Origin of the sequence: Funiculus sociatus GB2-C1 (genome assembly GCF_039962115.1) — a bacterium.
Taxonomy (GTDB): Bacteria; Cyanobacteriota; Cyanobacteriia; order Cyanobacteriales; family FACHB-T130; genus Funiculus; species Funiculus sociatus.
In genome coordinates, this window is record NZ_JAMPKJ010000001.1 from 40,380 (window position 1) to 65,228 (window position 24,849).

The following is a 24,849-nucleotide window of genomic DNA, read 5'->3' on the forward strand; positions in this document are numbered from 1 at the left end:
GCAAACATTTCCGTGCAATGCTGCACTGTTTATAGTCAACCGAATCAATCATGCTGCAAATTTCTAACACCGTGAGTATCCCAGAGCATGAGATTGAGATGAGTGCGGTGCGATCGCAAGGTGCTGGCGGGCAAAACGTGAATAAGGTAGCAACCGCCATTCACCTGCGCTTTGACATTGTGGCTTCCTCACTACCTGAACGCTACAAAGAGCGGCTGTTGAAGCTTTCCGACCAGCGCATTACCAAAGATGGGGTAATTGTCATCAAGGCTCAAGAACACCGCAGCCAGGAGCAAAATCGGGAAGAAGCATTGCAACGACTGCAAGACTTGATTAAGAGTGCGATCGCCGTCGTCAAACTCCGCAAAAAGAGCAAACCAACTCGGAGTTCTCAAAGAAAGCGTTTGGATAGTAAAACTAAGCGATCGCACGTTAAGTCGATGCGAGGGAAGGTTACGGATGAGTGAGTGGTACAGAAAAGACCTTGCTTATATTCACGATGTCGGCTTCAGGAGTTATGTTCTGCAAGCAATGCCAGGAATTCTGGCAACTCTCAAACAGCATGGCATTCAGGATGGACTGGTTGTAGATTTGGGGTGTGGTAGTGGTTTGTCAGCTGAGGAGTTGGTTAGGGCAGGCTACCAAGTATTGGGAGTTGATATCTCAGCTGACATGATTGAGATTGCCCGTTGTCGAGTTCCTATGGCTGAATTTCAGCTAGGCTCGTTGTTCAAGGTTGAAATTCCTGACTGTAATGCGGTGATTTCGATTAGTGAATGTTTTAACTACCTGTTTGACCCCGACCACCAAACACTTATCCAAGTGTTTCAACGCATCTATGATGCTCTCGCACCGGGAGGCGTTTTTATCTTTGATATTGCAGAACCCGGACAGCTGACTTCTGCAACTCCAGTCAAAAGCTTTACCGAAGGCGAAGATTGGATTGTTTTGGTGGAAAAACAGGAAGACCCAGATCGGCACATCCTGACTCGGCGAATCATTACCTTTCGGCAAGTAGGAAACGATTATCGTCGAGATGACGAGGTTCATCGCCAGCAACTATATGCAGCAGCAGAAATTGCCACGATGTTGCAACAAGTGGGCTACCAAGTCGAAATTCAGCGTTGTTATGGTCAGTTTGCTTTACCCAACGCCCATGCTGCATTGATTGCCAGAAAGTCTATGAACAACCCTTGACTGTTCCCGGTTGTTCCGGCAGCCATCAAGACTTTAAGCGATCGCAGATTAAGTCGATGCGAGGGAAGGTTACGGATGAATGAGCGTGCTGGATTGAATCTTTAATGCCAATTGCGGTCGGGTTCTGGCTGCAATCGTTTAGCCGCATCAATCACATCTTGCAGTTCTACTGGATCGCTCAAGGGGTCATCATCAAGTGTCGTGACCCGATTGAATTCCTTCTGCCAGCGTCGTAGCTCTGCAATGTATGGTTCGCAAGGCACCCGCTTTAGATTATCCCCTTCCTCCACTAAATCGTAAATCCCGTTGTGCAGCCACTTTCCGGTATGCCAATCCGGCATATCAACAGCAGGGAATAAACAAATGCCATGCAAATCCATCCCAGAATTAACCGCTGCTAGAGACTCTTCTACTACGTCCTTTAGCCACTCATCTCTGCCTGCTTCCATCCCACTGGTTTCGCCAACGATCATCGGTCTGCGATAACGTTCCCACACCCACTGCATTAAGTCATGGAGCGGTTTGATGCGATCGTCGTGGGGTTCTAGCGCCTGATGGGGGCCTTGTTCCCGGTATTCCATCTGACCGAAAGAATAGTGATTTGCGCCAACGATATCGAGAATTTCTGGGGAACCGCCGAGTTCGGGATGCTCTTTCCCATAGAGAATATCCCACGCTAAAAACGTATCTACATAGGTTTCGTGATGTGCTGCCTCGATTTGATCCGGGCGATCGCGCGGTGCGACCACCTGAACCAAGGGATCGATCTGGATCATCCTGGCGGAGGGTTCCACTTCTCGAATTGCCTTAACACCTGCGATCGCTGCCTTACACAAGGCTAGACGAAAGCGAAAACGGTCTTCTTTTGTGGTTTTATACGGAGCCACCCAGCCCCATTCTCCACCGCAGAAAGAGAAAAAGGTAATTTCATTAATCGGGGTGAAAAAATAGGGGCCAGGTAAGCGGGAGATCGTATACTCAGCTGCTGCGCGACAGTAACGGGCAAAGCGATCGCTAAACTCATTACTAAATGGATCGAGATCGTCTGGATACCCGTAGTGGCAGAGATCCCAGATGGGAACGATCTGCGTCTGCTGCATTGCTTCGATCATCGGGTCAATGCTAGAGAAGTCGTAGCCGCCATTACGATCGACTAGGGGCCAGGGAATCCCTTCCCGCGCCACATCAATCCCCAGCGATCGCAAGATGTTGTAGTCTTCCTGTGCGTGACGACCGTGCTGTGTCTCTGCAATCAGATTTCGCCGTCCCTTGTCTTTCCAGAGAAATGTCGAACACTCAAAGCCAGAAATGAAGAAAGTAGGGAAGATTCCAGGTCGTTGAGCCATGCGTTTGCTCTGTAAGTTTACTCGTCATGGTAGGCACTTTTGCTCATTTGAAACACTATCCAACGCGAGATAAATCCGTTGAGTTCCTTAGAGAAGTGTTTACAGCATTTCTAAGGAAACAGGTTTAGTGGGCGGTGGGAAGGCGGCATCTAAGGAAGCCAATTCATCAGCACTCAATTTCAAATCCAGGGCAGCATAATTTTGCTCTACATGGTCAATGCGGCTGGATTTGGGAATAACAATTACATTCTCCTGATGCAACAACCAGGCGATCGCTACTTGAGCCGCAGTAACTTCTCGTTCTTGAGCGATCGCCTTGAGTGTTCCATTGTTCAGCAAACGACCTTGCTCAATTGGGGAATACGCCATAATTGGGATGCTTCGTTGCCGGCACCAGGGCAATAAATTCCACTCAATTCCCCGTCGCATTAGGTTATAGAGGACTTGATTGGTCGCGATCGCGTTTCCGTCCTCCATCTGGCTGGCTTCCTCCATATCCTCGACATCAAAATTACTCACCCCATAGCTGCGAATTTTCCCGGCTTGTTGAAGCGTCTGAAATGCTTCGAGAGTTTCTGCTAATGGAACAGAACCGCGCCAGTGCAATAGGTAAAGGTCAAGATAGTCAGTTTTCAACCGTTTCAAACTTCGTTCGCACGCAGCGATCGCACCTTGCTTGGAGGCGTTGTGCGGATAAACTTTGCTGACTAAAAAAACGGATGCACGACGACTTGCGATCGCTTCTGCGATTACTTCCTCTGCACCGCCTTCGCCATACATTTCGGCAGTGTCAATCAGAGTTAGACCCAGATCGAGTCCGTGGCGTAAGGCATCAATTTCGCTTTGGCGATTCCTGGCATTTTCCCCCATCTGCCAGGTGCCCATACCAAGAATCGGAATTAATTGTCCAGAGGGTAGTTTAAGTGTTCGCATAGCAGTTTTCATCCATTCAAGCTATTTCTGGAGCGTCTGTTGAAAGGTCTTGATAGCATCAACGTGATTCACCATATTGATGCAACGTAACAACAAATCCACATCGATCCCTTTGATTTCCTCACTATTGGAAATCTTTTCGTAGTCCAGAGTGTTGCCCTCTCCCCGCAGGTGATAAATCTCTAGCACTCCGTCTTCCCAGAACCACACTTCAGGAATCTTCAGCCGCTTGTATGTCTCCAGTTTGTTAATGCCGCCACTGGTAAACACCACTTCGATAGCCAGATCGGGACGCACTCGACCAGGGGCAAGTTTATAGGATTTATCTGCCTCTCGCTTGACGGCACCCCCTTCACTTCCTAGGGTCATGGAGCCAGTTGGGGTGAAGTCAAACTCTGCCATAAGCAGGTAAAGCTCCAACAATGCGCCGATCCTCTCCTTTATTGTTTCGTGGGGTTCTCCTGGCATCCGTCGAATCTCCAGTACTCCATCCAGGAAGGAAAGCCGATATCCTGGACGGTCTAACAATTGCTCAACTGCTTTGAACTCTCTCCAGGTCAATCCCTCAAACAGGAGGGGTTCTTCCCTTTGGGGTGTTGCTATCGTTGCCGTGGTCATAAGAGTCTCTGGTCTGTTTCCAGATTAGGAGTGATTGGGTTTGGATGGCGATCGCTTTAACGTAACTTCTTTTATAGTATGGGTTTATTAAATCAGAAGGAGCCTGGTATTAGAGACCGATCGCTATCCTTAAAATTCCTTGCCTTCAAAGTACTTGAGCTATCTTGGATAAAACCCTGCAAGATAGTCTATGCTCACGCTTCGCCTTACCCAACACGCAGATAGTCAACCAGCCTACTATCGGGTTGAAGTTGCCTTGAAGGGTGATGGTTCGAGACAAACGGCGACAGTACGTTTCCAGTTCAAGCTGACTCAGCAGGAGCAGGAAAACATCCGTTGGTATTTGGAGGATTATCTCCAGTATCTCTCCGACCCTGCCCCTCAGATTGCAGCAAAGGTAGAGAGACGGATGGCGGAGATCGGAGTTGAGCTATTTAAAGAAATTTTTCAGGCGAATGATGATGCTCGTGATCTGTGGGCAACCCTGCGTCAGAACTTGAATCATACTCGTGTGGAAATTCTGACGGATATTGCCCAGGCAACAGCGATTCCCTGGGAATTGTTGCGCGATCCCAAAACCGATGCTTGTCTGGCGTTGCGATCGCCTGCGTTTGTTCGTAGCTATTCGCAACCTGCTCAACGTCCACGACTGCCTCAAACTAATGGAGATACCATTCGGATTCTACTGGTGATTTGTCGTCCTCAAGGTAGGGACGATGTGCCATTTCGTTCTGTTGCTAGTCGGTTGATTAAGGGACTTGGCACCAGAACTGATGGGTTTCAGTTAGATGTTTTGCGTCCACCGACCTTCGAGCAACTCAGCCGTGTTCTACGGCAGGCGAAGGCGCAAGGCAAACCGTATCATGTCGTTCACTTCGATGGACATGGAGTTTACCAGGATAGTAGTCAACTGACGCTAAACAAAAATCCGCTATTTTTTGCGGATCGTCGTCCGGGGATGCACGGCTACCTGGCATTTGAAAATGGGATGGCTGACGAGAATGTTGAGTTTGTCAGTGGTTCAGATTTAGGGCAACTGCTGGTAGAGACGGATGTCCCAGTTTTAGTGCTGAATGCCTGTCGCTCAGGTCATGCTGAGGCACAGGATGCTCCAACACAAATCGAGGGTGCAACTTCAGATCAGATAGGTGATGCCCATTCACCGGTGCGATCATTTGGTTCATTGGCGCAGGAAGTGATGGATGCAGGGGTAGCTGGTGTGGTTGCCATGCGTTACAACCTTTATGTGATGACAGCCGCTCAGTTTGTGGCGGATCTGTATGCATCGCTGGTGCAGGGGCAGACGTTAGGCGAGGCTGTAACCTCAGGACGGAAACAACTCAAGGATCAACCTCAGCGAGAAGTTGCCTACAAACCTGTGGCATTGCAAGACTGGCTGGTTCCTGTGGTGTATGAGGCAGCTGCGATCACCCTTTTCCCAGCACCTGTTCACTCGCAAAAGCTAACAATCCAATTGCATGAGAATGATGCTCTCCCTGTAACTGGAATGTTGGATGCTCAACTACCCAAAGCTCCAGATGCTGGATTCTTTGGACGGGATGAGACGTTGTTGGCAATTGACCGAGCATTTGACCATCATGCGATCATATTACTCCATGCGTTTGCTGGAAGCGGAAAGACCAGCACGGCGGCTGAGTTTGGTCGTTGGTATGCATTAACAGGTGGATTGCTTGAGGCTGGAAAACAGGGATACGTATTGTTCACGTCGTTTCAGCGATATCTGCCGTTATCAAGGGTGCTGGATAAGCTCGGTCAGGTTTTTGAGCGCGATTTGGAACGATCTGGAATTCAGTGGCTGGCATTGAGTGATGAACAGCAAAGGGCTGTTGCGTTGCAGGTGCTATCCCAAGTTCCGGTGCTATGGATTTGGGACAATGTGGAACCTGTTGCAGGATTTCCTGATGGCGAGACTCAACGCTGGAGCGAAGCCGAGCAGCAGGAACTGGCAGACTTTCTTCGAGATGCGCGAGACACTAAAGCTAAATTTTTGCTGACTTCTCGACGCGATGAACGAGGATGGTTAGGCGATTTACCTGTGCGAGTGCAAGTGCTACCAATGCCTATGCAAGAACGGGTGCAATTCGCACGAGCGTTAGCAAAGAAACATGGGCACCGTCTAACAAATGTAGAGGATTGGCGACCGTTGCTGAGATACACACAAGGAAATCCGTTGACGATTACGGTAGTAGTTGGTCAAGCACTGCGTAATGGATATAGAAGCAAAGAGCAAATTGAAAAATTTGTTGCTGACTTGCAATCTGGTGAAGCTGAATTGGATGATGACGAGAGCGACGGGCGAGCTAAATCTCTAAGTGCATCTTTGAGCTACGGATTTGAACATAACTTTACCCTAAAGGAGAAAGAGAGACTCGCTTTACTATCTTTCTTTCAAGGGTTTGTTACTGCTTTTGTATTTTCTACGATCGGTTATCCTGATAATGAATGGAGAACTCCAAAAGTTGCAGACTTTGAAGAATTTTATCGTACAGCTATATCAATACTGAAGCGTGCAACTGAAATTGGGTTTCTCCAAGAAATCGAAGTGGATTTTTATTGGATTCATCCAGCTTTACCTTGGTATTTCAATCGCTTATTTAGACAGCTTTACGCACTTAAGGAAACTAGACTATCTGCCACTTATGCATTTGTAAGAGCAATAGGAGACTGGGGGACAGGCTATCACAACCTTTACTTTGATGGGAATCGAGATGTGGCTGCTTTTCTAATTGCTGAGGAATTAAACTTGCTGTATGCCTTAAAATTAGCGATAGTTAATAACTGGAAAAAAGAGTTGAATGATGTAGCGAGAGGTCTATTTGCACTCTATGAACATATAGGTGATAGAAGCCAAGAAGAGAGCCTTACAGTAAAATTACTTCCCTATTTTGTTGATTCTAAAACTAGAGAACCAATATTAAATTTAGAAGAGGAGTGGGATAGGCTCACTCACCATTACTTCAAACTTCTACTTCATCATGGGCGAATGGAAGAAGCAAAACAACTCCAACAGAAAAAAGTCGAGTGGAATCGAAAGCAAACTCAGACAATTATAAATCTGTCGCCGGAAGAGTTGGATGAGACCCAAAAAATCGATATTAGGAACCTGGCTGTATCAATTGAAGGTATAGGTGTAATTTTTCGTTCGCAAAATAACCCTGAATGTGTTGGCTATTTTGAAGAAGCTGTATCACTTTATCAAAAGATCAGTAATAGAACTGCTGAAGCTGTGGTTGCACACAATTTGGCTCAAGCATATAAAGATATATCTGAAATTCAGAATTATACAGAAGCCCAAGAGTGGCTCTTAAAAGCTTTTCAACTATATGGTGAAAATGATTTCCTTGGAAAAGGGAAAAGCGCAATTCTATTTGGTAAGGTGTGTCATGAGCGTTTCGAAAAAGCGCGGCCTTTTGGAGAGGAGAAAGCCCTGCTTCGAGAACTAAATCTAGGAATAGAGTTTTATCACAAAGCACTTAAGTCTTTGCCTTCCAATGCTGTAGCAGACTTGGTTGAGGCATCTATAGGTCTTGGAGATACATACAGCGATGCAGTCGAATTTGAGTTAGCTTTATCGTATTATCAACAAGCAATTCGCTACAGTGAAGAAATCGGAAACTTTTACAAAGCAGCTCAAGCGCGTTATAGCGCTGCTATCACTCTTGCACGGGCAGAAAGATATGATGATGCTCTTTTCTATGCACAAGCTGCACTAAGGACTGTAGAAACTTGTGGAATAAACGAAAAGATACAACCAACAAAAGATTTGATTTCAAACCTTGAGCAGAAGTTACTTGAAAGATCAGGATTAAGCTAATGACATCATCTCTATGGTTCGACAATTTGCCTACGCTTGGGCAGTTAGCTCCTGGACAGGCTGCAACTAAGCTACGTGAGCTTGGTGAAATTGCTGATGCTGAGGTTCTAGAATCTGCTGAGAAAGATGTTCCGCAAACTTATGCTGCCTGGTCTCTTCTAGGCGATAAACCCTGGTAGCACACGCCTCACACGCTTGGCTATCTTGCCCCTGCTCCTCCCAACAGTCACGACTTATCGATTCAATCTGCCAGCAATATCGCTCCTGACCTCACCGTGAAAAGCGATCACAATTGAGTATGATCAATCTCTTAAACTCTCAAATCTTTACTGCATGATGGACACTGCTCTTTGGTTTGATGACCAACCTGTTTTAGGTCATCTTCCTCATTTACAGGCTGCTGCAAAACTCAGGGAAATTGGAGATGAAGTTACTGCTGAAGTTTTAGAGGAAGATGTAGATCCTAACATCGCTAACTTTAGTGCAAGAAGTTCTTGGCCTTTCCACGATAAACCCTGGCAGCACACGGCTCACACACTTGGCTATCTTGCACCTGCTCCTCCCAATAGCCACGACTTACCGATTCAGTCTGCCAGCAATATCGCTCCTAACCTCACCCTGAAAAGTGATCGCATCAAAATTACCCTCAACGCTTTACGGGTTGCCGATTACCCTGGTAGTGGCACCCATCAAATTTTGTTTGACTTCTACGCTCAGAACCAACTTCCTGACACTACGGAACATCTACACTTCAACAGCACCTATCGAGTCCGAGAAGGCGAACGTGCTGCCCTGCTTAACTACCCCATCTTCCTGGGATTGAATGTTGGCAACAATGGGTTGATCTTTAAGTGCTTCACCGTCAACGTCAAAAACGAAGAAGATGAAGCCGCTATTCAGTTTCTAGAGTCCGATGTATTCAAAACTGGGTTGCAATTGGCAACCACTGTACAACCTGCGATCAAGCCTCTGTCGGAAATGGCGATTGGGTTCACTAAGGCAATTGCCAATCGTCGCAAGAACGTTCCCGTGCAAGATATCCATATTGGTCTGGATTTCAGCAACAATCCGATGGGTGCTCGTTTAGCAGAGGGAGTTTACATCGCTGTGCAAATTCCCGAAACACTTACCCGTGTCTGGGATTGGAGCGATTGGATTTACGACACCAGCACAGGACAAATCGTTAAAGACTACAGCCGCGACCAGTTGATTCCCTACAATTACATCGCCTTTGGCATCAGTCGCTATGAGGCAAGTTAAATGAACAGAACTGCTAGTATGCTTCGTAAAAACTAAAGCTAGCGCTTACGCCCCTTCACCTTTTAGAACACGAGGGGAGAATACCTCACTGTTGTTCAGTGAACCATAACACTTCCATGCCCAAGGTTTTGCTCAGAGGAGTGATCGCATAGCGTCCGCTTTGTGGAGTGGGCGACAATAGAAACCTCAACTCAAGAAAGCCGCTACTTTCTCTGGAACCCCGAATGTGCAAAGAGTCGGGAGAAAATAAGGTCATTTTGTTTAACCTTGGCGGTCATGGACACTTTGATATGCAGGCGTACATGAACTATCAGACCGGAAAACTGGTAGATACTGAGTACAGTGCAGAGGAAGTCGCGATCGCTCTGGCAGGATTACCTGTTGTCGGTTAGGGTTCTGGAGAGCTGATTTCTTGCCGTCCTCAGTTGTGGTTGTGTTTGTGTTATGCTCAGTGTCCCTCTGCAACTGCCTGACGCAGATATCGTGTTCTACCCGTCTCTGCTGGATGGGCAGGAAAGCGATCGCTTGCTCACACAACTGACTGAAACGATTGACTGGCGACAGGACTGGATTACCATCTACGGGCGCTCAATGCCTCAACCGAGACTGACGGCTTGGTATGGCGATCCTGGTACATCCTACACTTACTCTGGTATCACGATGCACCCTTCTCCCTGGACAGGCACATTACTTGACCTCAAGGCAAAGGCTGAAGCCGTTTCTGGTGTCGTGTTCAACAGTGTGCTGCTCAATCTCTACCGAGATGGCAACGACAGTATGGGCTGGCACAGCGATGATGAACCGGAGCTAGGGCAAAATCCGGTCATTGGTTCTCTGAGTTTGGGAGGAACACGGCGGTTCATACTGCGGCACCGAGCCGGAAAAGGCTTGAAGCATCAACTGGAGTTAACTTCTGGTAGTTTCTTGTTGATGCAGGGGACAACGCAACATTACTGGCAGCATCAAATTCCGAAAACTAAACGTCCGGTTCCTCCCCGGATTAATTTGACCTTTCGAGTCATTGACTTGTCAGTTCGCCTAACTAGCGAACTTGACACTGATTGAGCTTAGTAAATAAAGCAGGCACATAGTCGTAATAGCGATCGCTAGCAAGATAAATGGCATCTGTGGTACAACTGCCACAACCAGGTTCGCTGAGAATGTCACTCAATAAGTTAGAGGAAATCCCCCCCCAAGGAAACTGTCCGATTGGTGCCGTAGCAGTAGAGTTTAGTTCCGAATCCAACCGCCATTTGGTTCCAGCTAACACGACCCCAAAAGGATTGTTTTCCGGTAATGGTTGGGATCTGTACCATCCCACTGCCTGACCAAACTTTTCAACTCGTGCTTTCGGATTTTTCGTCTGAGAGGCAGTCTGCTGCCAGATACGCTTTTGAGCGCTGTACCCAAAGCGTCCCTTACTGGCTTGCGACCAGAGGGTGTCTATGCTACGAAAATCCTCACAGGGAAAGCGATTGAGCAGGGTTTTGCTGCCATAGAGTAAGTCCGCACCCTGTCCTTGTAGTTTCTGCAATCGCTGAAAAATGGCGCGAGTCTCGACATCCGCACCCCGCCAGTCACCTGCTGCCAAAAGGCTTTTGAGGCGGCTGTAGTTGATGCGCCATTTGTTAGGAGAAGTGCTTGCGATCGCATCGAAGGTAACGCTTTTAACGATGTCCTGATATACCTGTCGGATAGAATCGTTCTTTTGCAGGTAGGCTCCTTGTAGGCGAAATACATAGCGACCATCAGGACTGCTGAACAGCACATTATCAGACTCGTAGAGTCCAGTGGAAGTGTAGGCGATCGCTTTCTGTCCAGCAACGGTGAGGGGGCGATCGTCATTCTGGCTCAATTCGCCTTTCCAGCTTGTCAGGGGCAACCGCTTAGAGTTGTCGTAGATGCTAATGCTGATGATCGGAGGGGTTTCAGGTAGACTCTCCCGGTTCACAAAATCTTGCTGCTGCCAAACCTCTAGAACTTCTAGCGGGGGGCTTGGCTTCGTCGATTGAGTCGTACTGGTAGGCGTAATCACATAGCCCTTTGGGGAAACGAAGCGAAACCCAAAGCGATCGCTCAGGTAAAACACATCCCGACTTTGCATTGAGGCGTTGGGAGCAGGTTTGGCGGCAATTGCCTCAGGCGTGGGAGATTGAGTGGATGATGTTGGAAGATTGCTGCTACAGCCAATAGCCAGAAATGTTAGTAACCCAACTACAATAGAGCGCTTCATATCGCTAGATTAAGTATTCTTCGATCTTGATGTCGTCTCCAGTCTGGCAAGTTTGCGATTGAATCGGTTACTTTGTTTCAGTTTGAGATACAAAGGCATAGCGACCCGCTTTCCCCAGCATCAGCAAGCAAATACGCCGTTTTGACGAGCGCACAACATCGCATACAAGCGTGATCGCGCCTGACAATAGTGGTTGAGAAGAAGAGCGAGCGCACTCCAGTTAAGACTCATTGCTCCAAAAGAAGTGGTAATAGCCGCTGTAATTCTCCACAAGCTGCCTGAAGTGATTCTGGTGCATCTTCTGGTAAGTTTTGAGAACGGCATTGATCTGCCAGTTTCTCAACATAGGGCTTGCAAGAAGCTTCATTTTTCAGAAATTTTGAATAGGTATCTTCCTCGTTTACAGGTTCTTCCTGCAAGTAGTGTATCCAGGTTTCAATATTGCGTTTAGGTACAAATACTGCGATCGCTTCATCTGGTTGACGATTTTCCTGGGAATCTTCGCTGAGGGCGTGAGCTAACTGATTGAGTCGTTCCTGCGATGTGTCAGTATCTGCATCAATCAACACGACTAATCCAATCGATACACGGTTTTTATTTTGGCGATATGCTTTTACTTCCGCCGGATACTGAGTGCGTACATACTGTTCCCCAGATTGGCTACCTGGAGGACAGATTTCAGCTCGGAATCGACCTGCAAAACCTCGTTTTTTTAAGAAATAACGAGCAAAAACCTCCTGCTGTCTATCTTCACAGAGGATGACAATCTGGACTCTATGCTGGCTCATTCAACCAGCCCCGTGCAATGAGTTCTGAAACGGGTAGTCCAGAATTTTCAGCTACTTCACTACTAATTCGTTTTACTCGGACAGGGGCATTGCTTTGACGCTCAAACCAATAGCCGATTGGTGAAGCCAAAAGGTAATTAATTAATTCAGGATGGTGAGAAATTAGTAACGTTTGAAGTTTTCTTTCGCTACAAAAATCGTAAAGCTCAATAAGCCAGGGTTGAATTTCTGGCAATGCTAAGAAGTTTTCAGGTTCATCAATGCACAAGGTATAGTCTTCGGATTTGGTACCATGAATAAGTGTGTACAAAGCAACTAACGTTTTTTGTCCATCGGACAATTCTCCCAGGCGATATTCAATCGGTTTTGTGGTCGCTGCTCCTCCTGAAAAACGTAGTTTTAGCACCAAGTTTTGTTCGCTTACTCGCTCAAATCTAAAGTTTGTGAAGCCATCCAGTACATTTCTTAAAATATTTCCAATTTCAGCGACCTTGCCTTGATCTTCAGAAAGGTAGCGATACCAAGAAACAAAATTTTCTGCCTTACTGACCAAACGCATTTCTTCCTGGTTACTCTCATCAACCATCAAACTGGGAATGATTCGCACGATGATAAATCGTGCCATCCGTTCTCTAAACCAAGTTAACTTTGTGTTATCCCTTATCGGCATTAAAGATGGCAGCATAGACTGAGACCAATCAAACGAGTATTTCGATCCCTCGGAATGATCGTCTCGATAGAGTTCAACGCTACCTAACTCAAATTTCAGTAAAAGCCGATTATCAAACCACAGACGCTCGTACTCAACGCGAATTTTATCCCGATATGGACCAATACCCAACTCATATTTGTAGCTGCCGCCATTACCTAAAATCTCTAGCTCAAAACGTTGAATTTGGGAGGTTTGCCAGCGGGTGCAGTCCACAGATTTGAAAATTCCCTCGACCTTACTATCACCACTGACAAATGCCTGAATTTTCTGCAATACTTCAAAAACAGTGGATTTACCTGCTCCGTTAGAACCTAGAAATAAATTAATGGCGTCAACATTAAGTTCAAAATTAACTAGGCAGCGAAAATTATCAATATATATACGTTTCAGCATCAATTTTTCTCAGTAAAAACTACTATAGACAAAGGTGTTTGATTCTTTTCTCCTCAATCCATCCTAATCGACAGAGTAATCAACTTGAACCGCAAGTGGGGTATCAAGTGGACTTGGGGAACGTTCACCCAGCTTCTCGTAGGAAAGGTGGGAGCGATCGCACTTACCCAACACTAAACAAGTGCGATCGCTACAGGTGCAATGAGGCAGTCAAACACTTGGTTAGATTTTTCCTAGATTGCGATCGCTTCCATCTGCTGAGAACTTTCTTTGAGCATTTGGGCGATCGCATTGTTGATGAAGGGAGAGCGATCGCATAGCATACCAGAAGCGATCGCTATAATTCCCTGCTTGAGAAAAAGAAACCGATCGCGACAAACCCGTGATCTAGAAGCAAAGACACATTACCAGGGCAGCACCTCACCATTAGCGTGCCAAAAAGTACCTGTATTTTCCAGTGTCAACTCATCAATCCTCGCCAACAACCCCTTCACCGACTCCTCCGGCGTAATGCCACCAGATGTAAAATTCGTCATGCGGGTTTGAACTAAGCCTGGATGCAGAATTGCCACCGCGATCGCACGAGGTTTGAGATCGAGAGATAGCGACTTGCCAGCCATCGACAACGCCACCTTCGACATCCGGTAGCCATAGGAACTGCCAGAGGTATTATCTGCAATTGACCCCATCCGACTTGTCATCAAGGCGATTTTGGAGCCGGCTTTGAGAAGTGGCAATAGCGCGTGAGTGACACGTAAAGGCCCCAGAGCATTTACCTCAAACTGCTCTCGAATGCTCTCAAAATCTAAGTCTTCAAGGGTGACACGCTTGATAATTCCCGCATTGTTAATCAGGACATCAATGGTGGTATCACCCAGGCGATCGCGTAAAGAAGCAACCGAAGCCTCTGAGGTAATATCAACCCCTTCCTCAACCTGCACCCCTAGCTGCTTCAACTCCTCAGAAGCACTGCGACAGACGGCAATAACGCGATCGCCCCGCGCTTGCAGTTGACGGCAGTATTCATAACCAATGCCGCGATTAGCACCCGTAACCAGATAAGTTGCCATGCGAACTCCAATGTCTTGATTAGAGAGACGTTCCTAGAAACCACTCATAGCCTACCTGAAACTGTCGCTTACCATCGTGTTCTATAATGCTGCCGTGTGCCACGATCGCTCGGTCAAAATCCCAGGTGAGAATCTGTTGAATGGACTGCTTTACCTGGTCTTTCTCCTGAGTTGCGATTTTTTCCAGTAATGATGGACGAAGTTGCTGGTAGCCACCGAGCAGTTTGGCAACTAACTGTGCGGTGAGCGAACTGTTTCCATCAAAATGAAATGCCAGGTCGGTCACAATCAAAGTGCGACTTTTGGGATGGAAGAAAACCCATTCATTCAGAGGAGAGTATCCTTTGATATCCAGTGTGTTGAACCCTGTAACCATTGCAGCTTCAACGCCATCAAAAAGCTGGCTGGTGCGATCGCTAAGAATCCGGTCAATCACTAAATCGGGGCGCTTCTGTTCTAAACCCGGTGTTGCCCAAAGTTCTGCATCAGGATAAATCTGCTTGAACTGGGCGACGAACAAGTGATGATACAAATTGGGAACAACGATGTAACCAACGTCTCCTAATTGATTCAATTGATGAATCAGTACCTCATCAATGCGAATTGGCGAGATGACCATTAATCTGTCATCGTTCAGACGAATCACCGTCATTCTCGTCCCAACTTCTAACCCAAAATATTTCAGCGGTTGTTCAGCAACCCAAATGTCGGTATCAATAGCTCTCAGCATTGTGATGATTCAATTAGATTCGGTGGGTGAAGGATTAGAATTGCCGCACGCTGTAGTAGAGACACGCCAAACTGCCGACGATATAAACTAACCAGGTGCCGAAAAAGCCAATCGCCCGTCCTGGTGACGGCCCATAGGTTTGGATTAATCCCCAAGCATGAGCAATCCGCGCCAGAATCAGCGTTGCACCCAGCAGCCACAGCAGCCCAGATGCCGCTTGCATCCACTCCAAGGCAATCAGAAATAATAAGCCGAGGGGTACGTACTCGGTGAAATTGCCATGCGCCCGGATTGTCCGTTGTAACACGCCATCATCCACCTCTTTCCTGGCAACGGACTGTTGCGTCAGTTTCTCTACAAATGCTGCCCAGGCGTTGGGATGCTTCAAGTAATTGGGCTGTGAGGCAATTTCTGCGGGGGTCGCACCATGCCAAATGCGAGTCCGGGTACGTTCCATCGCCACCCGATAGGACAAACCTAGAGCCAGTAACCCGTGACAGCCAATGAAGAAGGTTGAAATCGGAATCAGTGCAGACATTGATACTCAACAATCGCAATTCTGGTACTGAGGTTATTTGATGTTGGCGATCGCAGTCTTTTAAATTCTTGCGGAATATCGCCATCAGCTTTTTGGGACAATCAATTTTGAGCGAATGTCACCGAAATTGGATCTAGATAGCAGGCTTCTTGAAGAAGCCGGGTATCTGAGTAGCAATTCAATGATCCATCGCCCCTGCCTATGAATCTCTTGCAAGAGTTTCTGTTCAACCCAAGCGATCGCAAAATTCCCCTCGACCAGCCACCGATGGAAACCTTACCGCAATGGGGACATTGGCTGGAAACGCCAGAGATGATGGTGGCAATCATCCCACCGGGACATCTGGAAGTGAATCTGCGATCGCCACTTCATCTGGTAGTCACCAGTTTTGGCGTAACTCGTGGAGTTGCTGCCTTTGATAGCGATCGCCTGCGACCTTACGAAGCCCTGCCGGGAGGATTTGATATTGTGCCTCAAGGCAGCACTTACCGTTCTGTCGAAGATGCCTCCTGTTTTGTGGTGTTTGCGTATTCGCAAGCGTTCCTGTCGCGCACAGCGGCAGATGAGCAAAGAGTTGAGTTACTGCCGGGGCAGATTCCAAAGACGCATTGGGGTTTAAGTACAGCGATCGCGATACAGGAGTTTTTTAACAGCGGACAGGTTGGTGGTGCGTTCTACCTAGAATCCGTGGCAACGGCAGTCCTAGGTCAAATGATCTACCGGAGATCGAATCGCGCTAGACAATTCAAACGTCCGCCAGAATTTTTGTCACCCAAGCTATTAAAAACTAGCCTGGAATATATCCAGGCACACCTGTCACAGGAATTGAACCTGAGCCATATTGCTGCGGCGGCGGGGTTTAGCCCGTACCATTTTGCACGGGCATTCAAAGCAGCCACGGGGCTGTCACCCTATCAATACGTCCTGCGGTGTCGGTTGAAATATGCCCAGAAACTTTTGCATGACCCAACCCGCAGGCTAGCTGAAGTTGCAGTGGAAGCGGGATTTGGCAACCAGAGTCACATGACCAGCGTGTTTCGGAGAATGTTGCAGACAACCCCAAGACGTTACCAACAGGAGAAGGGGCTACAGCTACCCATTCTCTGACAATGCCAGCATTACTGATGACGGCGGCTGTATAGGGTCGTTAGGTCGAGGATGGCTTGTAGCCCAGCATTCGGAAGTAAAGTCCTTGTTGGGACAGAAGTTCGTCATGGGTGCCTTCCTCGACGACCTCGCCCTCTTGCATGACAAAAATGCGATCGCAGTCTACGGCGGTTTCGAGTCGGTGCGTCACTAAGATAATCGTTCTTTTGCGACGCAGACGCTGGAGGGTTTCTATTACCCACTGCTCGTGCTTCAAATCCAGCGAACTCGTCGGTTCGTCGAGGATGAGTATTGGAGCCTTAGTAGCTAGCGCCCGCGCGATCGCTAGACGCTGCCGTTGTCCGCCCGATAGGTTTTGTCCGCCCTCACTAAGTAGGGTATCGTACTGATCCGGCAAGGCTTCGATGAACTCAGCCGCCCCGGATTCCACCGCCGCCTCCCGAATCTCGTTCAAGGTCGCGTCCGCGCAGCCGTAGGCAATATTCTCCGCAATCGTTCCGGGGAAAAGTGGGCTGCCTTGCGTCACCAGCGCCATGTGTTTGCGGACATCGGCAACCTTAAGCGTGCGGATGTCGAAACCGTCGAGTTGAACGCTCCCGTGTGTCGGGTCGTAGAAGCGTGGCAAGAGGTTGAGCAGCGTGCTTTTTCCCGTCCCGCTAGGCCCCAAAAACGCCACCATCTGACCCGGTTCGATAGTCGCATCGATTTCCCGTAACACGGGTCGCTCAGAGATGTACTCAAAGCTTACGTCGGCAAGGGTTAGAGTGCGGGGATGGACGGGAAACGATCGCGCGTCAGGCTCGTCGGTTATGGCAGGCGGCTCGTCAATGATTGTAAAGACGCGATCGCATGAAGCTACAAACGTCTGGATCTTGGTAGTGAACCCCAACACCCAACCGATTGGGTCCCAGAACTGATTAAGGTACGCCAAGAATACGATCAGATCGCCGAGGGTCAGGCCGTTCGGCACCTGGCGCAAAAACTGGTCGCGATAGACCAGATACCCGCCATAGCCGAAGATTACCCCGCTTCCCAGAGCAAAGACTACCTGAACCGCGAGCGGATAGAGGTTCTCCTGCCAATGGAGTCGCATGGCGGCACCGACGCTGCGATCGACCATCCGTGCGAAGCGCCGCGACTCTGTCGCTTCTCGACGGAAAGACTGGATCAGTCCAATCAACTCTATCGCTTGCTGCATGGTTGAGGTCATGACTGCATCGGTCTGCTTCGACTCAAACGCTCGACGCCTAATCCTTCCCTCGAAGTACCAATTCGCCAGTAGCAGAAGCGGCGTGAATGAAAGTGCGAACACAGTGAGAAGGACGTGGCGCGACAGCATGATCCAGATCATCGCCGTCAGCGTCACCGATGCGGCGGTAGAGCCGATGAGCGTATCGATCACCCCCCAAGGGCCGAGGCTGTCGTAGCTCAACCGATAGATTGCGTCACCTTGCGATCGCGAACCGTGCCAGCCTAGACTCAGCGCCTGCATTTTGTCGTATAATTCGGTGCGAACCCGCAAGGTGCCGTTGTACTGGATGCGGTAGTTCAACATCTTACGAAGCATGAAGACGGTATCGCTCATGATCCTGATGATCGTCGCGACGAACGCCATTCCGAAAATTCGGTTCAGCTTGCCTTCGCCGAACGGGGCAAGAAACAGCGTATGAACCCAGTTGGGTTTCGGGGTTGGTGAGAGAACCGTATCAACTAGAATCGCCATAGGCCAAGCGTTGAGAAGGTTGAAAAGCACCGATGCCCCGATCAAAAATAAGAGCGTGACGATCAGCCAGAAGTCCTTGCGGAAGTAGGAAATAGACCGGAGGACGATCCGCAGCAACCAATGTTGGTTGATTGAAGGCACCACCATTTTTGGTGAATTTTTAGGGGTTTTTAAACGTGCTTTGAGTGGAAAAGTCATGAATGTGCTGGGTGACTCTAAGCAGGACAATGCACCAATTGGGTGATGTCAGAGGACTGGGGAGGTCAGGAATCTACTTTGGGTTTTCACTCCTGTCCAAAAATCCTCAATCGAACCTCTGTAATATCCCCTGATCAACAGGACATTTTTGTAGTTAGGTGTAAGAAGTTAATTAAAAGTTATCAAGCTGGTGGTGCTGCGACAAAAAGAGCGTAAGGGGTTTGTCTTGTTGCCCAAGCGATGGGTGGTAGAACTGACTGATGTGTTGACCCCTTGACCATTTCAACCCGTTTTAACGGGTTTGAGCTTTGAGCCGGAACTTTAGTTCGCTGCAAGGTGCAATTGAAGCTTACATAATTGACGTTGCTGAATATGGGAATGATTTTCCAAAATTTAGAACGAGCCTTCGATGTTCCAGCGCTCGCTTCATATCTACATTCAGTAACACCGATAATTCCAACCCAGTTATGATTGAATTGTTTCTATCCTCTGTATCAAGACATTATATACTTGTTGAAACATTTAGATAAGGTACAAGACTGTGAATGAGAAATTTGCAGAGGTAGTCACCCAGTGTAGAAAACCGACTATCGAATTACTTAGGAAAGTGCTTTCAGCTAGACAAGGATTCTCTGAAATTGAAAGTAACTTCATTACATACATGGCTGGATTTTCTCATCATGAAATTGCAGAAAGTTTATTTTCGGATTTCAATTTATCTTTCTTAAAAGGAACTTCGATATTTTTTGATAAAGAAAATAATAAGTTTCACTTCAAAATATTATTAAACGACCAAAATCATTACTGTAGTAAGTTACATATGGGAAGGATAGAGCGTGATTACAACTCTCCAATGTTTTGGAGTAAAATGGAATTCAGAGATAAAGATGGTTTATATATTGATAGCCTTGGAAAGCAGCTACGCGGATGTTCTGGAGAACAGGTCAGAGCGTACATCGCACAAGGAACATCAGGTATATCTGAAAATGTGGTGTCTTATCAAAGAGATTTGCAAGGTTATTGCGTAGTTACTCATTTCGTTAGAGCGGCTGAACCTAATACGGATATCAATGTGAAAACTGTTTTTAGCAGAGTCACAGCGTGCATTTTTGTAAACACCTCCGAAAAATCTTTCTATAATCTGTCACTTTATCAATTTCAACACCGAACCGAGCTATACCCGTTACTAAAAAGTATATATTGGTATGTCATAGATGCCATACCGCCTGAAAAAGTTATAGATTTCCTACACAAAATTAAAGCCGATTTCAAGCTCATGCAATATGCAGGTACAAAGCATGACTATCTTCAAGAAGTACTACCTGAGATTGAGCTGATGGTACTAGAGCGATGCAATCAACTTTTGAGAACTCCTTAAAGAGGAAATGGCGTTGCTGAGTGCAGGTATAAAGCTATCGCTAGAACCTCGAAGGCTCGTTCTAAATTTTAGGAAATCATACCCGTATTCAGCAACGCCACATAATTCACTCCTGCCAGTTCAAAAAAGCATCAATCAATTAGGTGAATAAACTGGGTGATGTGCAGCACATAACTTTGTTAAGGTCGGGTTGTTGTAACTGTTATGACAGAAACATTGGCGGATACAACTGCCGTCTTATTGGATTGTATCGGCTAGTAATAGAGTTGTTGTCCTACTAGAGCTACATACCTATCTATATGAAAAATCTCAACCAGTTGTCTTGGAAAAACGCAATCGCTCTGGCTGTTATGGCAACAATTGCCACTGGCGCGATTGCGCGGAGCGCAGCGCTCGAAGCGATCGCTAAACTCCCATCAACAGCCCAATCCTCAATCCAACCCAACTCAACAACACCAACAGCCTCTAACTCCAAAAAAGACTTTGAGCAAATCTACAATTTAAGCGGGCATCAATACGATGTTACTTTCCTGGCCTTCAATCCGAATAGTCAAATCCTGGTCAGCCATAGCGCTGGTAAGGCAATCAAGCTGTGGAACCTCAAGACAGGTAAGCTGCTGCGTACCCTGAATGAAAACGTATATGCCGCAGGTGTTGTTGCAATTACTCCCGATGCCCAAACCTTGGTGACTGTTGACCATAAGGCACAGGCTAATGGCAAAACGATTAAGGTGTGGAACCTGAAAACTAATAAACTTCTCCGCACCTTGAACGGTCATTCACAACCAGTCAATCACCTTGAAATTAGTGCCGATGGGCAAACTTTAGTCAGTGCTAGTAATGACAAGAAAGTGTTGGTGTGGAACCTGAAAACAGGCAAACGCCTACAGACCATCAATCCCCAATCAACGCCGATTCTGGCGATTGCCCTCAGCCCAAACGGTCAGCTGCTTGCGACTGGTGGTGGAGAGAGTGTGGATCAAAATACCAGTAAGGACACCAGCATTCAGCTATGGGATATCAAGACGGGAAAACTGCTGGGTACTCTCGAAGGACAGACTAGCCCAATTAGTTCCATTGCGATCGCTCCCGATGGGCAGACGCTTGTCAGTGTTGCAGATTCCATCAAGATATGGAACCTGAGAACAAAGCAGCTTCTCCACACATTACCTGGAGGTTCCGCTTCCATTTCAATTAGCCAGGATGGGCAGAAGCTGGTTACGGCTGCTTGGGATCATTCAGTCAAATTGTGGAATTTGCGGACTGGAACGTTAGTTAAAACCTTGTTTGAGCCTTCCATTAACGACCAACACGTTGGTCGCATATACTCAACCAGCATTGCCTTTAGCCCGGATGGCAAAAAGATTGCCATCGGTTCTGGGGGTGTTTTGTCCACTTTTGGAATCAGTGTTTTGCGCGGGTCTTTTTGAAGCAGTGGCGATCGCATTTTGATAAGTTAGCGTCGTAAGAGAAATTCATCAAAACGGTGTCTTTGTTCGTAAATGCAAATCTCCAGATTGTGGATGCACAAAGGGAAGTTCCCTGGCGTGTAGATCTAACCGGCTGGCAGTTGCCCGACATCCGTAAAGGCGATCGCCCAATATCGTAACAAATAATTTCTAAGTGACCGCTGCAACCTTGGCAGTATCACTTATTAAGTGTCCATCTTCCATGTGAACAATGCGATCGGCAATATCTAAAATGCGGTTGTCATGAGTGACCAGTAGAATTGTGCAACCTTGTTCTTTTGCCAGTGTTTGCATCAGGCTAACGACTTCACGACCGGATTTGCTATCGAGAGCAGCAGTCGGTTCATCAGCAAGAATTAGTTTAGGATGGCTTACCAAGGCGCGGGCGATCGCTACTCGCTGCTTTTGCCCACCCGATAGATCGGCGGGATAGTAATTGATCCGATTTCCCAATCCTACCTGTTCTAGCATTTCGGCTGAGCGCTGGCGCATCTGGTGCAGAGAAATATCCCTGTGCAACTCTAAGCCCATCTTGACGTTCTGGAGTGCCGTTAAGCTACCGTGCAAGTTGTGTGCCTGAAAGATATAACCATTGTGCCGTCGCGCTTGTACCAGTGCTGTTGGATTTGCACCACAGAGTTCTTGTCCTAACACCTTGAGACTACCCGATTGGGCAGATCGCAATCCACCAACTAAAGTTAGCAGTGTGGTTTTGCCGGAACCAGAAGGCCCGGTCATGATGATAATCTCACCAGCTTTAATTTCTAAACTGATGTCAAATAAAACTTGTTTGCGGAGTTGACCTTGACCAAAGTAGTGATCGAGGTTGTGAATAGAGATGACAGGTTGAAGAGACATAATATAAACCTAAAACATATCAGCCGGGTCAGCCGATTGTAATTTGCGGGTAGCGATCGCTCCAGACAAGGTACACATCACCATCGTCAACATCAACACGAAAATTCCTCGTGCCACAGTCATGTAGAGAGGCAAATTCGTCGCATTACGAGTCAGGTGGTACAATCCTGCGGAAATGGCAATACTAGGGATAAAGCCGATGATTGCCAAGATAACGGCTTCTTCAAACACCACCATGAGTAGGTAGCGATTGCGGTAGCCCATTGCCTTGAAAGTGGCGTATTCTCCCATGTGTGCGTTCACATCCGTTGAGAGAACTTGGTAGACAATAATGACGCCAACAATGAAGCCCATTGTCACGCCCAAGTTAAAAATAAATCCAATCGGTGTATTCTTTGCCCAGTAGCTTCTTTCAAATTCGATAAATTCCTGCCGAGTCAGAACCTGAACATCATTCGGCAAGTGTGCTTTCAAAGCTTGTACCGTTTGCACTGGATCGGTTCCAGGTTGCAGTTGCAGTAAGCCGACACTGACGCTGCTTGCCTGTCTGCGGGGAAATAGCCGCAGAAAGTTTTGGTCGCTGGTAATCAGGTGTCCGTCTGCACCAAAGGAAGATCCGATGCGAATTTTGCCAGCAACGGTAACACTATGGCGCTCAATTTCTGTCTTTAGTGGCTGGTTTTGTTCGAGTTGCGCGATCGCTGCTTTGTAGTCTCCACGGCTACCGCTGTCAAACAAAACTGTGTTAGGTAGCTTGATCGAGTTTAATTGTTGGTTAATGTCTGGTTGCTCAAAGACTGAGCTATTAGGGTCAAATCCCAACATCAGCATACTGGTTTCGCGCTGGGTGGTCGGATGCTTCCAGTTCACCATGTTGGCGTACAGCGCTTCCGCAGACTGAACGCCCGGAATATCCATCGACTGGTACAAACGCCGTCGCGGGAAGGACGACATATTGGTTAGATTGCGCGCTTGAGGGCTGAGCAGAACGACATCGGCGCGAACGCTATTGTGGACAAGAACGGCACTGTTGAATAGCGCACCTTGAAACCCCAACTGCATCAACATCAAGACATCTGCAAAGACAACGCCCGCACAGGCTACGACCAGTTTTCCTTTTTGATGACTCAGTTGCAGCCATCCTAAAGGTGTCCGGCGTTGGAGTTGTTGGAAGCCAATCATAATTTAATGACCACCTTAACTTGCTGATTCGTTAGTCGAGCAGCCTTGCCACTGGAGTCTGCATCCAGACGAATTTTGACTTCCACAATCCGCCCATCAATATTGGCGGACGGATCGCTATTCACAATGTCTTGGCGTAGCACTTTGTAGCCAACCTGTTCGACAGTACCGATAAGTTCGCTGTCAATGGAGTCACTACTTACCTGTGCCGTTTGCCCTGGACGGATGTTCTTGATGTCACTCTGGTAAACTTCTGCGATCGCAAACATCTGCTGCGTTCGCCCAATTTCGGCAATCCCGTCGTTGCTAATTAGTTCGCCAGGACGGGTATAGATTTTGAGGATTTGACCATCCTGAGGCGATCGCACGGATGCCTGCTCTAAGTTTGCCTTGGCTTGCTCAACGGCTGCTAGGGCTTGTCTGACATCCGCTTGGGCTACCTGCACGTCAACTGGACGCACCTCTGCAATTCGATCCAAAGTGGCGCGGGCTTCATTCAGTTGCTGTTGGCGAGAATTCTGAGTGCGATCGCGGGCGGCTTGCGCTTCTTGGAGTTGCTTTTGGGCAGTTGTAAATGCTAGTCGCTTACTATCGCGCTGGGATGCCGAAACCGCTCCGTTTTGATAAAGCAATGCGTAGCGCTGATACTCTACCTGTGCATTTTGGACTTCCGCTTCCAGACGGGCAACGGTAGCGGCTTGCTCGTTCAAGTCCCCAACCCGTTCCGCTTCCAGTTGGGCTATCTGGGAACGTTGCGCCTGGATTTCGCCTGTCTTTGCTCCCGCACGCACCTGATCGAGTTTGGCTTGGGCAACTCGCACCTGTTCTTGTGCCTGCATTACAGATGCCTGGAGGCGATCGCGACTGTTGAGTATCGCAATTGCTTGTCCTTTGCGAACGCGATCGCCTTCCTTGACTAACAGTTGATCCACTCGATTCCCTTCAGCAGATGTGGGTGCAGAAAGCGCGATCGCTTCACCCTCTGGCTCTAGCCGTCCCAACGCTGTCACAGTTTTGATTTGGGGCGTACTGATCACTGTGGATTCGATGGGACTGGATTGCTGGATACGCCCTTGCCAAACGGTATATGCCATCACTCCACCTGTTGCCAAGGTTGCAGCAATCGCCAGCAGAGTCAGTGGTCGAGAAAGACGTTTAGAGGATGGATTACCTGCTGCCACTTCTTGCATCATCTGTCAGATTCCCCAGTTCTATGAGGTTACTAAACTAAACGGTTTAGTTTTTATACAACTAAACTAAACGGTTTAGTACAATAACGTC

General features: G+C 47.6%; 25 protein-coding genes and 1 pseudogene. 12 read left to right on the plus strand and 14 right to left on the minus strand.

Features of this window, described 5'->3' with window-relative positions; all coding sequences use genetic code 11:
* The first annotated feature begins 50 nt into the window (after positions 1-50).
* Together arfB and NDI42_RS00225 are read left to right on the plus strand one after the other, a co-directional pair.
* Positions 51-467, plus strand: a complete 417-nt coding sequence (gene arfB / locus NDI42_RS00220) for an alternative ribosome rescue aminoacyl-tRNA hydrolase ArfB (protein WP_190453891.1) — start codon at positions 51-53, stop codon at positions 465-467.
* Entirely contained in the window at positions 460-1,197 is a 738-nt protein-coding gene (locus NDI42_RS00225) for a class I SAM-dependent methyltransferase (RefSeq protein ID WP_190453894.1), read from the plus strand. The genes arfB and NDI42_RS00225 overlap by 8 nt, the downstream gene beginning before the upstream one ends.
* Before the next feature lie 101 nt (positions 1,198-1,298).
* Here NDI42_RS00225 and NDI42_RS00230 read toward each other — a convergent pair whose 3' ends face one another.
* From NDI42_RS00230 to NDI42_RS00240, 3 genes are all read right to left on the minus strand, one after another.
* Entirely contained in the window at positions 1,299-2,543 is a 1,245-nt protein-coding gene (locus tag NDI42_RS00230) for a family 1 glycosylhydrolase (protein ID WP_190453897.1), read from the minus strand.
* Positions 2,544-2,642: 99 nt separating this feature from the next.
* Complete coding sequence (locus NDI42_RS00235) at positions 2,643-3,476, minus strand: aldo/keto reductase (protein WP_199311096.1); 834 nt, start codon at positions 3,474-3,476, stop codon at positions 2,643-2,645.
* Between the two features lie 21 nt (positions 3,477-3,497).
* Positions 3,498-4,094 carry a Uma2 family endonuclease gene (locus NDI42_RS00240; RefSeq protein ID WP_190453901.1) on the minus strand — a complete coding sequence of 199 codons (597 nt, stop codon included), beginning with the start codon at positions 4,092-4,094 and terminating at the stop codon, positions 3,498-3,500.
* Positions 4,095-4,284: 190 nt separating this feature from the next.
* Between NDI42_RS00240 and NDI42_RS00245 the strand changes: the two genes are divergently transcribed.
* The 3 genes from NDI42_RS00245 to NDI42_RS00255 all read left to right on the plus strand — a co-directional run bounded on the left by NDI42_RS00245 (position 4,285) and on the right by NDI42_RS00255 (position 9,189).
* A complete protein-coding gene (locus tag NDI42_RS00245; RefSeq protein WP_190453904.1) occupies positions 4,285-7,929 on the plus strand; it encodes a CHAT domain-containing protein in 3,645 nt (1,214 codons plus the stop codon).
* Positions 7,929-8,108, plus strand: a complete 180-nt coding sequence (locus NDI42_RS00250) for a hypothetical protein (RefSeq protein ID WP_190453908.1) — start codon at positions 7,929-7,931, stop codon at positions 8,106-8,108. Before NDI42_RS00245 ends, NDI42_RS00250 begins: the two co-directional genes overlap by 1 nt.
* Before the next feature lie 154 nt (positions 8,109-8,262).
* Complete coding sequence (locus tag NDI42_RS00255) at positions 8,263-9,189, plus strand: hypothetical protein (RefSeq protein ID WP_190453911.1); 927 nt, start codon at positions 8,263-8,265, stop codon at positions 9,187-9,189.
* A gap of 85 nt (positions 9,190-9,274) precedes the next feature.
* On the opposite strand, the gene NDI42_RS00260 is transcribed toward NDI42_RS00255, so the two are convergent.
* Complete coding sequence (locus NDI42_RS00260; protein ID WP_348231355.1) at positions 9,275-9,445, minus strand: hypothetical protein; 171 nt, start codon at positions 9,443-9,445, stop codon at positions 9,275-9,277.
* Here NDI42_RS00260 and NDI42_RS00265 point away from each other — a divergent pair.
* Positions 9,405-9,581: pseudogene (locus tag NDI42_RS00265) on the plus strand (TrpB-like pyridoxal phosphate-dependent enzyme); the annotation flags it as partial. The gene NDI42_RS00260 and the pseudogene NDI42_RS00265 overlap by 41 nt on opposite strands.
* Before the next feature lie 52 nt (positions 9,582-9,633).
* On the plus strand, positions 9,634-10,254 hold the full coding sequence (locus NDI42_RS00270) for an alpha-ketoglutarate-dependent dioxygenase AlkB family protein (protein WP_190453914.1): 621 nt from the start codon (positions 9,634-9,636) through the stop codon (positions 10,252-10,254).
* Here NDI42_RS00270 and NDI42_RS00275 read toward each other — a convergent pair.
* From NDI42_RS00275 to NDI42_RS00285, 3 genes are all read right to left on the minus strand, one after another.
* Positions 10,232-11,422 carry a GUN4 domain-containing protein gene (locus tag NDI42_RS00275; RefSeq protein ID WP_190453917.1) on the minus strand — a complete coding sequence of 397 codons (1,191 nt, stop codon included), beginning with the start codon at positions 11,420-11,422 and terminating at the stop codon, positions 10,232-10,234. The two genes, NDI42_RS00270 and NDI42_RS00275, sit on opposite strands and share 23 nt — an antisense overlap.
* Positions 11,423-11,649: 227 nt before the next feature.
* Positions 11,650-12,210, minus strand: a complete 561-nt coding sequence (locus NDI42_RS00280) for a hypothetical protein (protein WP_190453920.1) — start codon at positions 12,208-12,210, stop codon at positions 11,650-11,652.
* A complete protein-coding gene (locus NDI42_RS00285; protein WP_190453923.1) occupies positions 12,197-13,315 on the minus strand; it encodes an AAA family ATPase in 1,119 nt (372 codons plus the stop codon). The genes NDI42_RS00280 and NDI42_RS00285 overlap by 14 nt, the downstream gene beginning before the upstream one ends.
* A 38-nt stretch (positions 13,316-13,353) precedes the next feature.
* Between NDI42_RS00285 and NDI42_RS00290 the strand changes: the two genes are divergently transcribed.
* Positions 13,354-13,635 (plus strand): hypothetical protein, encoded by a 282-nt coding sequence (locus tag NDI42_RS00290; RefSeq protein WP_190453925.1) that lies wholly within the window; start codon positions 13,354-13,356, stop codon positions 13,633-13,635.
* Between the two features lie 84 nt (positions 13,636-13,719).
* Here NDI42_RS00290 and NDI42_RS00295 read toward each other — a convergent pair whose 3' ends face one another.
* The 3 genes from NDI42_RS00295 to NDI42_RS00305 are packed head-to-tail and all read right to left on the minus strand — an operon-like array spanning position 13,720 to position 15,653.
* Positions 13,720-14,385, minus strand: coding sequence for an SDR family oxidoreductase (locus NDI42_RS00295; RefSeq protein ID WP_190453928.1), 666 nt, complete (start codon positions 14,383-14,385; stop codon positions 13,720-13,722).
* A 19-nt stretch (positions 14,386-14,404) separates the two neighbouring features.
* The gene (locus NDI42_RS00300) at positions 14,405-15,115 is read right to left on the minus strand and encodes a DUF4336 domain-containing protein (RefSeq protein WP_190453932.1); all 711 of its coding nucleotides are present in this window, start codon (positions 15,113-15,115) and stop codon (positions 14,405-14,407) included.
* Positions 15,116-15,149: 34 nt separating this feature from the next.
* Positions 15,150-15,653, minus strand: coding sequence for an MAPEG family protein (locus NDI42_RS00305; RefSeq protein ID WP_190453935.1), 504 nt, complete (start codon positions 15,651-15,653; stop codon positions 15,150-15,152).
* A 201-nt stretch (positions 15,654-15,854) separates the two neighbouring features.
* Between NDI42_RS00305 and NDI42_RS00310 the strand changes: the two genes are divergently transcribed.
* Positions 15,855-16,760 (plus strand): helix-turn-helix domain-containing protein, encoded by a 906-nt coding sequence (locus NDI42_RS00310; protein ID WP_190453938.1) that lies wholly within the window; start codon positions 15,855-15,857, stop codon positions 16,758-16,760.
* A gap of 40 nt (positions 16,761-16,800) precedes the next feature.
* Here NDI42_RS00310 and NDI42_RS00315 read toward each other — a convergent pair whose 3' ends face one another.
* Positions 16,801-18,681, minus strand: coding sequence for an ABC transporter ATP-binding protein (locus NDI42_RS00315; protein ID WP_199311098.1), 1,881 nt, complete (start codon positions 18,679-18,681; stop codon positions 16,801-16,803).
* A 541-nt stretch (positions 18,682-19,222) separates the two neighbouring features.
* Here NDI42_RS00315 and NDI42_RS00320 point away from each other — a divergent pair.
* From NDI42_RS00320 to NDI42_RS00330, 3 genes are all read left to right on the plus strand, one after another.
* A complete protein-coding gene (locus NDI42_RS00320) occupies positions 19,223-20,059 on the plus strand; it encodes a hypothetical protein (RefSeq protein ID WP_190453939.1) in 837 nt (278 codons plus the stop codon).
* Between the two features lie 299 nt (positions 20,060-20,358).
* Entirely contained in the window at positions 20,359-21,489 is a 1,131-nt protein-coding gene (locus tag NDI42_RS00325; RefSeq protein WP_190453942.1) for a WD40 repeat domain-containing protein, read from the plus strand.
* A 56-nt stretch (positions 21,490-21,545) separates the two neighbouring features.
* Positions 21,546-21,668: a hypothetical protein gene (locus tag NDI42_RS00330; protein ID WP_348231347.1), complete on the plus strand. Its 123-nt coding sequence runs from the start codon at positions 21,546-21,548 to the stop codon at positions 21,666-21,668.
* A 10-nt stretch (positions 21,669-21,678) separates the two neighbouring features.
* Here the strand turns inward: NDI42_RS00330 and NDI42_RS00335 are convergent, their stop codons facing one another.
* The 3 genes from NDI42_RS00335 to NDI42_RS00345 are packed head-to-tail and all read right to left on the minus strand — an operon-like array spanning position 21,679 to position 24,761.
* Positions 21,679-22,386, minus strand: a complete 708-nt coding sequence (locus tag NDI42_RS00335; RefSeq protein WP_190453945.1) for a DevA family ABC transporter ATP-binding protein — start codon at positions 22,384-22,386, stop codon at positions 21,679-21,681.
* A 9-nt stretch (positions 22,387-22,395) separates the two neighbouring features.
* On the minus strand, positions 22,396-23,568 hold the full coding sequence (devC, locus tag NDI42_RS00340) for an ABC transporter permease DevC (protein WP_190453947.1): 1,173 nt from the start codon (positions 23,566-23,568) through the stop codon (positions 22,396-22,398).
* The gene (locus tag NDI42_RS00345) at positions 23,565-24,761 is read right to left on the minus strand and encodes an ABC exporter membrane fusion protein (RefSeq protein WP_190453950.1); all 1,197 of its coding nucleotides are present in this window, start codon (positions 24,759-24,761) and stop codon (positions 23,565-23,567) included. Before NDI42_RS00345 ends, devC begins: the two co-directional genes overlap by 4 nt.
* Positions 24,762-24,849 lie beyond the last annotated feature (88 nt).